12 protein-coding genes and 1 pseudogene are annotated in these 12215 nt (G+C 50.8%); 6 read left to right on the top strand and 7 right to left on the bottom strand.

Annotated features, from left to right (window positions below; genetic code table 11):
• The 3 genes and pseudogenes from GTGU_RS02105 to GTGU_RS23915 all read left to right on the top strand — a co-directional run.
• A pseudogene (locus GTGU_RS02105) lies at positions 1-546 on the top strand (DUF2345 domain-containing protein); the annotation flags it as partial.
• The gene (locus GTGU_RS23920; protein WP_051857278.1) at positions 539-1225 is read left to right on the top strand and encodes a M35 family metalloendopeptidase; all 687 of its coding nucleotides are present in this window, start codon (positions 539-541) and stop codon (positions 1223-1225) included. The pseudogene GTGU_RS02105 and the gene GTGU_RS23920, both read left to right, overlap by 8 nt.
• Entirely contained in the window at positions 1222-2052 is an 831-nt protein-coding gene (locus tag GTGU_RS23915) for a hypothetical protein (protein ID WP_051857277.1), read from the top strand. The genes GTGU_RS23920 and GTGU_RS23915 overlap by 4 nt, the downstream gene beginning before the upstream one ends.
• A gap of 73 nt (positions 2053-2125) precedes the next feature.
• Here GTGU_RS23915 and ppsA read toward each other — a convergent pair whose 3' ends face one another.
• Complete coding sequence (gene ppsA, locus GTGU_RS02090) at positions 2126-4504, bottom strand: phosphoenolpyruvate synthase (protein ID WP_038153895.1); 2379 nt, start codon at positions 4502-4504, stop codon at positions 2126-2128.
• A gap of 337 nt (positions 4505-4841) precedes the next feature.
• Here ppsA and ppsR point away from each other — a divergent pair, with 337 nt between their 5' ends.
• The 3 genes from ppsR to hemP all read left to right on the top strand — a co-directional run bounded on the left by ppsR (position 4842) and on the right by hemP (position 7190).
• Positions 4842-5675 (top strand): posphoenolpyruvate synthetase regulatory kinase/phosphorylase PpsR, encoded by an 834-nt coding sequence (ppsR, locus tag GTGU_RS02085; protein WP_038153894.1) that lies wholly within the window; start codon positions 4842-4844, stop codon positions 5673-5675.
• Positions 5676-5828: 153 nt separating this feature from the next.
• Complete coding sequence (gene aroH, locus GTGU_RS02080; protein WP_038153892.1) at positions 5829-6875, top strand: 3-deoxy-7-phosphoheptulonate synthase AroH; 1047 nt, start codon at positions 5829-5831, stop codon at positions 6873-6875.
• A 135-nt stretch (positions 6876-7010) separates the two neighbouring features.
• A complete protein-coding gene (gene hemP, locus GTGU_RS02075; RefSeq protein WP_038153890.1) occupies positions 7011-7190 on the top strand; it encodes a hemin uptake protein HemP in 180 nt (59 codons plus the stop codon).
• Between the two features lie 4 nt (positions 7191-7194).
• Here the strand turns inward: hemP and selO are convergent, their stop codons facing one another.
• The 6 genes from selO to btuC form a co-directional block, all read right to left on the bottom strand.
• The gene (selO, locus tag GTGU_RS02070) at positions 7195-8637 is read right to left on the bottom strand and encodes a protein adenylyltransferase SelO (RefSeq protein WP_038153889.1); all 1443 of its coding nucleotides are present in this window, start codon (positions 8635-8637) and stop codon (positions 7195-7197) included.
• A gap of 61 nt (positions 8638-8698) precedes the next feature.
• Positions 8699-9412: an EAL domain-containing protein gene (locus tag GTGU_RS02065; RefSeq protein WP_038153887.1), complete on the bottom strand. Its 714-nt coding sequence runs from the start codon at positions 9410-9412 to the stop codon at positions 8699-8701.
• Between the two features lie 285 nt (positions 9413-9697).
• Positions 9698-10162, bottom strand: a complete 465-nt coding sequence (locus GTGU_RS02060) for a C40 family peptidase (RefSeq protein WP_038153885.1) — start codon at positions 10160-10162, stop codon at positions 9698-9700.
• A 52-nt stretch (positions 10163-10214) separates the two neighbouring features.
• Entirely contained in the window at positions 10215-10988 is a 774-nt protein-coding gene (gene btuD / locus GTGU_RS02055) for a vitamin B12 ABC transporter ATP-binding protein BtuD (RefSeq protein ID WP_038153883.1), read from the bottom strand.
• Entirely contained in the window at positions 10988-11539 is a 552-nt protein-coding gene (locus GTGU_RS02050; RefSeq protein ID WP_038153881.1) for a glutathione peroxidase, read from the bottom strand. Before GTGU_RS02050 ends, btuD begins: the two co-directional genes overlap by 1 nt.
• Before the next feature lie 23 nt (positions 11540-11562).
• On the bottom strand, positions 11563-12215 hold a 653-nt coding region (gene btuC, locus GTGU_RS02045; RefSeq protein ID WP_038153879.1), incomplete at its 5' end, for a vitamin B12 ABC transporter permease BtuC.

The following is a 12215-nucleotide window of genomic DNA, read 5'->3' as shown; positions in this document are numbered from 1 at the left end:
GCACAGAAGGTGTCCGGCGCGCTGGGGTTCAGTGTGCAGGGTGACATTGTGCTGAGCAGTAACAGTCAGATTACCCTGCAGTCGGGAAGTTCGTTCATCGTGATACACCCGGGCGGGGTGGATATCAGCGGGCCGCTCATCAACCTGAACAGCGGAGGGAGTCCGGGGACAGCGGTTCAGCCGTTATCACTGACCGCGCTGACGGCAGAAAAAGAGGAAGATAATGCCTCTGATTCGAATAAGCCGCAGAGCGACAGTGAAAACGATGGTGGATCCGGAGACGGTAATGATTCAGGAGAAGAGGATAAGGCTGATGATGAGGACGAATCAGGAAAATACAACTTGCAATTTCATTTCACTGATGACAATGGAGTTCCTTATGCTCTCACGAAATACACAGCATTATATTCTGATAAAACAAAAAGAGAAGACATTACTGACGAAGAAGGTTTCACCGAAGTATTTAATACTGAGGATGAGCAGGATATTGAAGTCCGATTGCTCAGCCAGAACATAGATATGTTATGGGGAGGGGTATATGAATAACAGGAAAGGTTCTTCCGTGAGTACGACAAGAAAGGGAGCAGCGTGTGTTAAAAAGGTTCAGGTAACAGATCGCTTTAAAAAAATGATGTTAGAAGCGCATAGGGCTCAAAAAATAGTACTGGCAATGCGAGCAAATGATTTAAGTTTATGGACCAAGAAGGAGCAGGATGAATTTAGAAAAATCTTTGGCTTCGACGGAAATGAAATTGTAGATGATGTCTATTCCTCACCCTCTATTACAAAGGGGATGGAGAAGAAAAAAGCTAAGGATCTAATGAAGGATGGAATAAGAAGATTGCAATTATTATGCAATAGCTTGTCTATTGATAATTTCAATAACTTGACTGATTGCGGCAATTACTATGCGAAAGTATCTGAGACACAAACAATCGCGTTAGATATCAGTAAATATAGCACAACATTAAAAATAGATATTGGACAGAAGTTTGTTAACGCTCCTTTATATGGGATTGATTCTCAGGCATGTACACTCTGTCATGAACTATCACATTTTGTGAGATATGTGGGTGAAGTCGATGCAGGTGGTATGAGCACCGATGACATCACTGGCAATAAAAAACCGCGAGAGATCGCGATTAAAATGCGAGACAAAAAAGATCCGCAGCTTTTCCTCAACTCTTATAACATAGAAATGTACTTCGAGAAATCACCATCATGACGACTGTGCTTTTACCGCCAGGGCTTAAAATTCTTTTTCCAGGGCATACTTATCAATCTATAGTGATATGTTTTATATGTCTCATGATACCTCATTACGGCCAGGCCGAGGAGTATCTTAAGATATTAAGATATGCTTATGGTAAGTCACGAAGTATTAATTTCGAAAAACAACAACCCAAGCATTATCAATTGCAACTAAGAAATGATTATCGCATCAATAAAATTGGATACACTTACACCTTACAAAGAATTAGCCAACCCGAAAGTGTTAAAAACCAACGTGTGAATAGTATAAACTTATCTTTAACAATTGAACATTCTTCGCAAGATATACTGGCAAAAATAAACATCATCAATAATAGCCAAAAAGATTACTATATACCACTACGAACATCACCAACAGATGAATTGCCTGCCCAAATGTGTGGAGACATGTTTCAAATTACATCTGAGAATACAATATTAGATTATCATGGCTACAAATGCCGTTTTGATACAGATGGCAGTAAAGACTCATGGCAATTAATTCCAGCAAAGCGTCGCTATTCATACACCGTACCGCTCAATCATTTTTATTTCTTTATGCCCGGAAAGCATCATTATAGCATTAGTACTCTGGAGTATACGGTTGTTGATGACGATTGGTTTGCGGCATTAGAGCGGAATGCGCTACTCCTTTCTATTTTAGACGCTCCGGGTCCGTTCCCCCGGCAAGATTCTTTGGAAACGTTTCTGGAGAGGTTTTCTTACTTTGGGTTGAAACCAGGCTTCGACATCAGAAGTCGTACTGTAAGTATTGAGATTGACGGCGATAATCTACAATGAAAATAGCGTAAGGTAATATCTAATAAAAAATCCCCGGTCTCTCAACCAGGGATTTTTTATTTCAGCAAGACTGCTATTTATTGAGTTCTGCCAGACTCAGCCAGGTCTGCACGACGGTGTCCGGGTTGAGCGACAGGCTGTCGATCCCCTCTTCCATCAGCCAGGCGGCGAAGTCTTCGTGGTCGGACGGGCCCTGACCGCAGATACCAACGTATTTGCCCTGCTGCTTCGCTGTGCGAATCGCCATTGACAGCAGCGCTTTCACCGCATCATTACGCTCATCGAACAGTTCAGAGACCACACCGGAATCGCGATCCAGACCCAACGTCAACTGCGTCATGTCGTTAGAGCCTATGGAGAAGCCATCAAAATGCTCAAGGAACTGCTCTGCGAGCAACGCGTTGGACGGGATTTCGCACATCATAATCACTTTTAGCCCGTTCTCGCCGCGCTTCAGGCCCTGACGCGCCAGCTCATCGACTACCGCTTTGGCCTGCGCTACGGTACGCACGAACGGGATCATGATTTCGACGTTGGTTAAACCCATGTCATTGCGCACACGTTTCACCGCTTCACACTCCAGCGCAAAGCAATCGCGGAAACTGTCAGAGACATAACGTCCGGCACCACGGAAGCCCAGCATCGGGTTTTCTTCGTCAGGTTCGTAACGCTCGCCGCCCACCAGGTTAGCGTATTCGTTGGATTTAAAGTCAGAGAGGCGAACGATGACGCGCTTCGGATAAAACGCCGCACCCAGCGTGGCAATCCCTTCCGTCAGACGCCCGACGTAAAACTCTTTCGGTGAATCGTAGCCTTTCATCATCTCGCGGATTTCGTTCTGCAGCGCAGGTTCCTGGTCATCGAATTCCAGCAATGCACGCGGGTGAACGCCAATCATCCGGTTGATGATGAATTCAAGACGCGCCAGCCCTACGCCTTCATTCGGCAGACAAGCAAAATCAAACGCGCGATCCGGGTTACCGACGTTCATCATAATTTTCAGCGGTAGATCCGGCATGGTATCCACGCTGGAGCTTTTCACGCTGAAATCGAGTAATTCGGCATATACATAGCCGGTATCACCTTCAGCGCAGGAGACGGTGACCTTCTCACCATCCTTCATGCGTTCGGTGGCATCGCCACAGCCGACGACTGCCGGAATACCCAGCTCACGGGCGATAATTGCCGCATGACAGGTACGACCGCCCCGGTTTGTCACAATCGCCGCCGCTTTTTTCATGATCGGTTCCCAGTCCGGGTCAGTCATGTCGGTGACCAGTACGTCACCCGGCTGGATACGATTCATTTCACTGATATCGTGAATGACCTTCACTTCACCAGCACCGATACGATGCCCGATAGCGCGCCCTTCGGCGATAATCTTGCCCTGCGCGTGAAGCGTGTAACGCTCCATCACCTGGCCGCGTGATCGCACCGTTTCAGGACGTGCCTGAACGATAAACAGCTTGCCGGTGTGCCCATCTTTTGCCCACTCGATATCCATCGGGCGGCCATAGTGTTTTTCAATCTGAATTGCTTGTTTCGCCAGCGCCTGCACTTCTTCGTTGGTCAGTGAGAAAACATCGCGCTGCTCCTGCGGAACATCTTCAATGCGCACCTGCTTGCCATGCTCCTGCGTCGGCGCATAGACCATGCGGATCTTTTTCGAGCCCATGGTACGACGTACGATAGCCGGGCGATTCGCCGCCAGGGTCGGTTTATGAACGTAAAACTCATCCGGGTTCACCGCACCCTGCACGACCATTTCGCCCAGCCCCCAGGCCGAGGTGATGAACACAACCTGATCGAAACCAGATTCGGTATCGATGGAGAACATCACGCCTGACGACGCGAGATCAGAGCGGACCATGCGCTGCACACCAGCCGACAGCGCGACGCCACGGTGATCGTAGCCCTGATGCACACGATAAGAGATGGCGCGGTCGTTAAACAGCGACGCAAAAACGTGCTTCACCGCCACCAGCACGGCGTCAAAGCCCTGTACGTTGAGGAAAGTTTCTTGTTGCCCGGCGAAGGAAGCATCCGGCATATCTTCTGCAGTGGCGGAAGAGCGTACGGCAAAGGAGGCGTCTGCATCATCGGCAGAGAGTTGCTCATAGGCTTCGCGGATGGCGGTTTCCAGTTCGCTCTGGAAGGGTGTGTCGATGATCCACTGGCGGATCTGCGCTCCGGCTTTCGCCAGCGCGGTTACGTCATCAATATCGGTTTCATCCAGCAGCTGGTAAATGCGCTGGTTGACTCCGCTCTGGTCGAGAAACTGATTAAAAGCATCTGCAGTGGTCGCAAATCCGTTAGGCACTGAAACGCCCAGACCGGACAGATTTGTAATCATTTCACCCAGGGAGGCATTTTTGCCCCCAACTCTGTCTACATCATTCATGCCGAGTTGGTTGTACCAAAGCACCAGCGGTGACGAGCCATTGTTGGACATCGAAACAATCCTTTTGTGATTTAAGAACGGGTGCCAGTCATGCACTGGCGACGCGAATTATCCTCGCATAATTATGCCGCTGATAAAAACGGTGAATCGTTCAAGCAATTTAAATTTTTAAATTTTCAGACAACTCCGCGAAATGAGATAACCTGCTGATTTAACAGCACTCCCACACAAAATCACAGTATAAGGAAGAATATTTTAAAAATGAACCACACTTTTCATTAAAAATAAAAATAGTGTTTCACTCTTAAATGAGGAAAATGACGCTGCGTTATGATTAAATTTAAATTACTCTTTCAGGTAATTAAGCAGAGTATACCGGATGGTCAAAATGGAAAATGCTGTAGATCGCCATGTATTTTATATTTCTGATGGAACAGCCATCACGGCGGAAGTGCTTGGTCATGCGGTAATGTCGCAGTTCCCGGTCACCATCAATAGTATCACCCTGCCGTTTGTTGAGAGCGAAAGCCGCGCCAGAGCGGTTAAAGAGCAGATTGATGCCATATACCAGCAAACCGGTGTCCGTCCACTGGTCTTTTATTCCATCGTGATTCCAGAAATTCGCCACATTATTCTGCAAAGCGAGGGATTTTGTCAGGATATCGTGCAGGCACTGGTCGCTCCGCTCCAGCAAGAAATGAAACTGGATCCAACTCCAGTAGCTCACCGAACCCATGGACTGACGCCTGGTAATCTGACCAAATATGATGCGCGAATCGCTGCTATTGACTACACACTTGCGCACGATGACGGCATTTCACTGCGCAATCTCGATCAGGCGCAGGTTATCCTGTTAGGCGTATCGCGCTGCGGGAAAACCCCGACCAGCCTCTATCTGGCGATGCAGTTTGGTATCCGCGCGGCAAACTACCCGTTTATTGCCGATGATATGGACAATCTGGTTCTGCCCGCCACTCTGAAACCCTTACAACATAAAATGTTTGGCCTGACGATTAACCCGGAGCGCCTGGCAGCCATCCGTGAAGAACGGCGGGAAAACAGCCGTTACGCGTCGCTGCGTCAGTGCCGCATGGAAGTGTCAGAAGTCGAGGCGCTGTACCGTAAAAATCAGATCCCTTACCTCAACAGTACCAACTACTCGGTAGAAGAGATTGCCACCAAAATAATGGACCTGATGGGACTCAGCCGCAGAATGTACTAATAAACTAGTACAATGTAGCGTCATCGTGTAAGATACATACCGTGATTGCATGTACCTCACGGCCAGGCTTGAATTCAGTCAGGATTGGTTTATCGTGATGTGCATCACTTCCGGTATTTCTGCCGATGAAGCAAACAATTTCTGAGACACCCAATGAATAAAACTGATGAATTGCGTACCGCGCGGATGGACAGTCTGGTCACACCCGCGCAACTGGCGCAGCAATACCCCGTTTCGCCTGCCGTTGCGGAACATGTGATCCAGTCACGCCGTCGCATCGAGAAAATCCTTAATGGTGAAGACAGCCGCCTGCTGGTGGTTATTGGCCCCTGCTCCATTCACGATCTGGATGCTGCCATGGATTATGCGCGTCGCCTTGCGACGTTACGTGATAAGCATCAGGCGCACCTTGAAATCGTGATGCGCACCTATTTTGAAAAACCGCGTACCGTTGTTGGCTGGAAAGGTTTGATCTCCGACCCGGATCTTAATGGCAGCTATCGCGTGAATCATGGTATCGAACTGGCGCGTAAGCTGCTGTTGCAGGTAAATGAACTCGGCGTGCCGACAGCCACGGAGTTTCTCGATATGGTGACCGGCCAGTTTATCGCCGATCTCATCAGTTGGGGGGCGATTGGTGCACGTACCACGGAAAGCCAGATCCATCGGGAAATGGCCTCGGCGCTCTCCTGTCCGGTTGGCTTTAAAAACGGGACAGATGGCAACACCCGTATTGCAGTAGACGCTATTCGTGCGTCACGTGCCAGCCATATGTTCCTGTCGCCGGATAAAAACGGCCAGATGACGATCTACCAGACCAGCGGCAACCCATACGGGCATATCATCATGCGCGGCGGGAAAAAACCGAACTATTTTGCCGAAGACATTGCCGCAGCCTGCGATACGCTGCATGAGTTTGATCTGCCGGAACATCTGGTGGTCGATTTCAGCCATGGCAATTGCCAGAAACAACACCGTCGTCAACTGGACGTCTGTGATGACGTTTGCGCGCAAATTCGTAATGGTTCAACGGCCATTGCGGGTGTCATGGCAGAGAGTTTTCTGCGTGAAGGTACCCAGAAAATCGTTGCCGGCCAGCCACTGGCATATGGACAATCGATAACCGACCCTTGCCTGAGCTGGGAAGATAGCGAAGTGTTGCTGGATAAACTGGCTGCCGCTGTCGCCACTCGTTTCTGATAAAACACCCGCCGCTATCACTGCGGCGGGTATCTTTACCTCTTTTTCATAAATAACGCTTGCTGTGGGCGAATGTATTATTGATAATGATTATCATTGTTACATTGATAGTTGTTTAAAAACAGCACTATGCCTATGGACAGCTCCAGCGAACAGGATAAACCGAAAGAGAACAACCCTTATCCTGTGCCCACCGATCGCCGCATCAGCAGTCAGATGCTGTTAGGTCAGGAAGGCCGCGTGTTGATCGAACACAACGGCCATGAATACCTGCTTCGTCAGACCCACGCCGGGAAATTGATCCTGACGAAATAACGGTTTAACTTGAGCAGCTCACTTCCAGCCTTCTCCCCCAGTCTGGTGGACGGCTGACATAATCATCATCCCGGTCGACAAACGGCTGACGCAGCGCCTCGTGCAGACGCGTCAGTTCCTGCATATCGCCACGTTGCGCCTGTTCAATAGCACGCTGTGCCAGCCAGTTACGTAGTACCATCGCCGGATTCACTGCCTGCATTCGCCGCTGACGCTCGTCGTCAGCGATCTGCTCCTGCTGCAGGCGCTGGCGATAGGTCTGAAACCAGCGGTCAAACGCACCACGATCGATAAACTCATCGCGCAACGGCGACGCCGCACTGTGCTGTTCCGTCTGGCTGAGCATGCGGAAAGTGCGGGTAAAATCGCTGCCTTCCCGCGCCATCAGCGCAAACAACGCATTCAGCATGTCATTATCGCCCTGTTGTTCGGTATAAAAACCGAGTTTGCGGCGCATCCGCAGTCCGTACTCGCGAAACAGCGCAAGCTGATACGTGTCCAGCGCCTCGTTAAGGGCGTCTGCGGTGATGAATGGCGACAGCGTCTGCGCCAGCCGTTGCAGATTCCACAATCCGACAGCTGGCTGATTATCAAAGCTGTAGCGCCCCTGATGGTCAGAGTGATTGCAGATAAACCCTGGCTGATAATCATCGAGGAAACCGTATGGACCGTAATCCAGCGTCAGACCGAGGATCGACATGTTGTCGGTATTCATTACCCCATGCGCAAAACCAACCGTCTGCCAGCGCGCAATCAGGGTTGCTGTTCGCGTGACAACGTCACGAAACCAGAAAATATACTTCTCACTCTCATTTTCCAGGTGTGGCCAGTGATGACGAATCACATAATCCGCCAGTTGGCGCACCTTTTCCGGCTCGCGACGGTAGTAAAAGTGTTCAAAGTGACCGAAGCGCACATGGCTTTCCGCGATGCGCATTAGCATCGCGCCCTGCTCCAGCGTCTCACGACGGACAGGCGTGTCGCTGGTCACCATCGACAGCGCCCGCGTGCCAGGAATACCGAGTCCGTGCATTGCTTCGGACGCCAGGCTTTCGCGGATTGTAGAACGCAGCACCGCGCGACCATCGCCCATGCGCGAGTATGGCGTCAGTCCTGCGCCTTTCAGGTGCCAGTCGTAGCGCTGACCATCAGGCAATTGTTGCTCGCCCAACAGAATTCCGCGTCCGTCGCCGAGTTGACCCGCCCAGACGCCAAACTGATGTCCACTGTACACTTGCGCCAGCGGTGCCATACCGGGCAACAATGTTTCGCCGCCCCAGACACCTGCTCCCTGTTCTGGCTGAAACAGGGAGGACTCAACGCCCAGTTTTTCAGCCAGTGGCGCGTTATGCCAGATCAGTCTGGCATTCTCTAACGGTGTGGGTTGCAGTGCGGTGTAGAATCCCGGCAGCTCATCGCGCCAGTGAGATGTAAAAGACAGGGTCATGGTTCCTCCTGTCTCTAGTGTAGTGCCTTCTGCACAGGACAAACACGGGAGGTTTGCAGGGTTATCCCTGTACCAGGGTCGTCACACGTTCCGCCGTGACAGCAGGCCACAGTGCTCCCTGCATGGCGCTGAAACCAAACGGCTTAACGCGCCTCCGCGTCTCTTCGTTGTCAATTCCCGCGATCATCATAGTGGCGCAATGCGGCAGTACCTGAGCCACAATCGCACGCATAAATGGTTCAAATGAAGGAGAAAGTACACGACGCTGAACGAAGGTTTTATCGATAGTAATACGAGAAAAAATGCCAGCAAAAATAGCTTTTGTTGACGCGTCTCCCGCACCAAAATTTGCCAGCACCAGATTAAACCGTTTTGCGAGGATCATTAATGCATGATGCGCATTCAGCGTATTTAAACCGGGGTAATTTTCATTAATGGTAAATTCGAGAAACGGGAATCGTCTAACGCTTTCGATTAACGCGGTTTGCGTTAACAACGCCTGTACAATGACCGGGGATATATTTATCCAGGCCAGCAAATGATGCTGAATAAAAAAGAGCTGGCAGGTTTCAAGCAATGCGAGTTTTTCATTAAATAATGATAACTCTTCATCAGGCGTCATGTACCGCCTGACGAGTTCCGTTGGCGTCCGAACACCCGACCCCATGCCGACAAAGTTGGCAATGATTTCAAGACCGATGAGTTTGTCGGCATTGTTTCTGGCCGGGAGAAATAAACATTCCGGGCGACAGGCGTTATCCAGCGAGACAATCATTGCATCTGCCCCTCAACAAGGACCATTCCCGGCAACCTGATGTAACGACGAAAGCAACGCGAGCTGATTGATTTTATTATAAATAATTTCATCCGTTCCTTTTTAGAATAACGATATCCCTGAGACAAAAAATGTTTATTATATTGTAATGCATACCTGCATGTTTAGACAATCAGCCATTTTACTTAATGCAAATCATTGCTGAAGATAATAAAGCAAAAATGTTATATTAATGTTTTCTATCGATAACAAAAAAGGGACCCGAGGCCCCTCCTTTTGCCATGATCAAATTCGTCGGGCCTGCCAGAAATTTTTCCGCCAGTAGACATTATCCAGTGAGGAGCGCGTAACCCCCTGACTCGTCGAAGCATGAATAAAGGTGTTGTCGGTATCATAAATGCCGACGTGCAGGCCATTAGCGCCAGAGCCGGTTTTAAAGAATACCAGGTCGCCAGGCAACAGTTGATCTTTGTCTATTTCCGTTCCCACATTCGCCTGTTGACGAGTTTCACGCGGCAACTGCATTTCGAACTGGTCGCGAAATGTCATGACCACAAACCCGGAGCAATCAATGCCCCGGCGATTCATGCCGCCATAGCGATATGGCGTTCCCCGCCAGTTCTGTAACTGATCATTCAGGCCCGCAATGACGGCAATCGAATCAGAAAGCCGGGGATTTGGCGGTGGCGCACGATGACTACTGCATCCTGCAAGAATGAATGCCACCAGCAAAATAAACCAGAAACGCATGCTCGCGGTTCCTCTGTCTTTTATTTTAATAATAATTTAGCGTGCTTAATGATTAACTGGCAAGCGGCCTTTCGTGGGGCTGTGCTGAAACCAGAATCTGATGTCCGGAAATGTCCAGTCGCTTAAAATGCATTTGCCAGGCCTGGTAAAGATGTTCCGGCGTTAATACCTCTTCTTTTTTCCCGCTGGCAATAAGTTTCCCATCACGCATTAACCAGACCCGATGGGCATTACGCAGCGAATAATTAAGATCGTGACTGCTCATCACTACCGTAATTCCTGCCGCGCAAAGCTGATTCAGCATGCCATCCAGTGCCGCCTGCTGCGCCACATCAAGGCTGTTCATCGGCTCATCAAGCAGTAAAAGCTGCCCATGGGGGTTGCCTTCCGGATGGATCTGCAGCATAACGGCCGCCAGGCGTACGCGTTGCCATTCGCCGCCGGAAAGCTGGTTGGTCTGGCGCCCCAGTTTTGACGTCAGCCCCAACGCATTGGCCATTTTATTCAGCAGCACACTCTGCGATTTGTCATGTTGATGGAGCATCAGATACTGCCAGACCGGAATCGCAAAAGGCGGTGTCTGCTGCTGTGTGAGATATGCACGATGGTGCGCCAGTTCGGTTTCGGACCAACTCGCGAGTGCGCGGTCATTAAAAATAATCTGACCTTTGCCGGTACTCAACCCGGCCATTCGCGTCAGGAGCGTGCTTTTCCCTGCACCGTTTGGCCCGACAAGATGCAGGATCTCGCCACACTGCACGTCGGCAGAAAACGGCCCAAGGCGAGCCGCTTCCTCGACATGATGCAGCTGCATCAGGAGCGACATTAACTCGCCAGCGCCTGTTTGATTGCATCGGTCAGTGTGGGATCGTCCGGGGTCATATCCGGCGAAAAACGCTGGATCACCTGCCCGTCACGCCCCACGAGGAATTTCTCGAAATTCCACAGAATATCATCCGGATAGAGCGGTGCACGCCCTTTGCTGGCCATGCGTTCGTAAAAGCCACTCCCCTGCGGCGCGACTGCCGTGGGAGCGGCGCTGACCAGTTTCTGGTACAGCGGGTGACGATGTTCGCCGTTAACGTCACCCTTGCTCAGCATCGGGAACGTCACGCCGTAGGTCGTCGAACAAAAAGTTTTGATCTCCTCTTCACTGCCCGGCTCCTGCCCCAGAAATTGATTGCAAGGGAAACCCAGCACGCTGAAGCCTTGGTCCTGAAATTGCTTCTGGATAGCCTCCAGTTGCTCATACTGTGGCGTTAAGCCACATTTTGACGCGACGTTGACGATCAGCAGAACCTTTCCGCGCCAGTTTTCGAGCGTGGTTTTCTCGCCATCGATGGTGGTAACTTCGGTGTTCAGAATATCGTTTTGCATAGCATCCTCATTGTCTGTGGTTCTTAACGACCCGATTTTAAGAGTAACCAGATAAAGACCGGCGCGCCCAGCGTGGCGGTGACCACGCCGATGGGCAGCTCAGCGGCAGAAAGCGCCAGGCGCGCAATCACATCCGCCAGTAGTAACACACTTCCCCCGGCCAGCACGCAACCTGGCAACAGCACCCGGTGATCAGTCAGACCGCATAGTCGCAGGATGTGCGGAATGACCAGACCGATAAAACCAATGGCACCCGCCAGCGCGACGCTGACGCCCACCAGCCAGCCGGTAGCGACGACCAGCAGCTTGCGCCACAGCCACAGTGGCAGCCCCAGTTGCCGTGCAGAGACTTCCCCCAGCGCCAGTAAATTTAGCGGCTGTGATTGTGCGCTGACCCACACCATGACCGGGATCAGTGCAATCATCAACCATAGCTGTTGCCAGTCAACGCCGCCAAAGCCGCCCATCATCCAGTACATTAACTGGCGCAAATCGAAGGAGGTCGAGAAATAAACCGCCCAGGTCATGATGGCGCTACAGATGATCCCGAGCGCAACACCCGCCAGCAGCAAACGGCTGGTTGAGAGATGGCGGCGGGCAAAGCGCAGCAGAATGAAGGTGATGAGCAGCGCGCCTGCGATAGCGCACAGTCCCAGCGCCCAGCCAGGCAACCAGA

The sequence above is a fragment of the Trabulsiella guamensis ATCC 49490 genome (assembly GCF_000734965.1).
GTDB lineage: Bacteria > Pseudomonadota > Gammaproteobacteria > Enterobacterales > Enterobacteriaceae > Trabulsiella > Trabulsiella guamensis.
The sequence above is the reverse complement of the archived record's forward strand: the minus strand, read 5'-3'. Positions and strand labels throughout refer to the sequence as shown.

Coding starts and splice junctions, on each gene's coding strand:
- GTGU_RS23920 (WP_051857278.1), top strand. CDS start 539: ATGAATAACAGGAAAGGTTCTTCCGTGAGTACGACAAGAAAGGGAGCA.
- GTGU_RS23915 (WP_051857277.1), top strand. CDS start 1,222: ATGACGACTGTGCTTTTACCGCCAGGGCTTAAAATTCTTTTTCCAGGG.
- ppsA (WP_038153895.1), bottom strand. CDS start 4,504: ATGTCCAACAATGGCTCGTCACCGCTGGTGCTTTGGTACAACCAACTC.
- ppsR (WP_038153894.1), top strand. CDS start 4,842: ATGGAAAATGCTGTAGATCGCCATGTATTTTATATTTCTGATGGAACA.
- aroH (WP_038153892.1), top strand. CDS start 5,829: ATGAATAAAACTGATGAATTGCGTACCGCGCGGATGGACAGTCTGGTC.
- hemP (WP_038153890.1), top strand. CDS start 7,011: ATGGACAGCTCCAGCGAACAGGATAAACCGAAAGAGAACAACCCTTAT.
- selO (WP_038153889.1), bottom strand. CDS start 8,637: ATGACCCTGTCTTTTACATCTCACTGGCGCGATGAGCTGCCGGGATTC.
- GTGU_RS02065 (WP_038153887.1), bottom strand. CDS start 9,412: ATGATTGTCTCGCTGGATAACGCCTGTCGCCCGGAATGTTTATTTCTC.
- GTGU_RS02060 (WP_038153885.1), bottom strand. CDS start 10,162: ATGCGTTTCTGGTTTATTTTGCTGGTGGCATTCATTCTTGCAGGATGC.
- btuD (WP_038153883.1), bottom strand. CDS start 10,988: ATGTCGCTCCTGATGCAGCTGCATCATGTCGAGGAAGCGGCTCGCCTT.
- GTGU_RS02050 (WP_038153881.1), bottom strand. CDS start 11,539: ATGCAAAACGATATTCTGAACACCGAAGTTACCACCATCGATGGCGAG.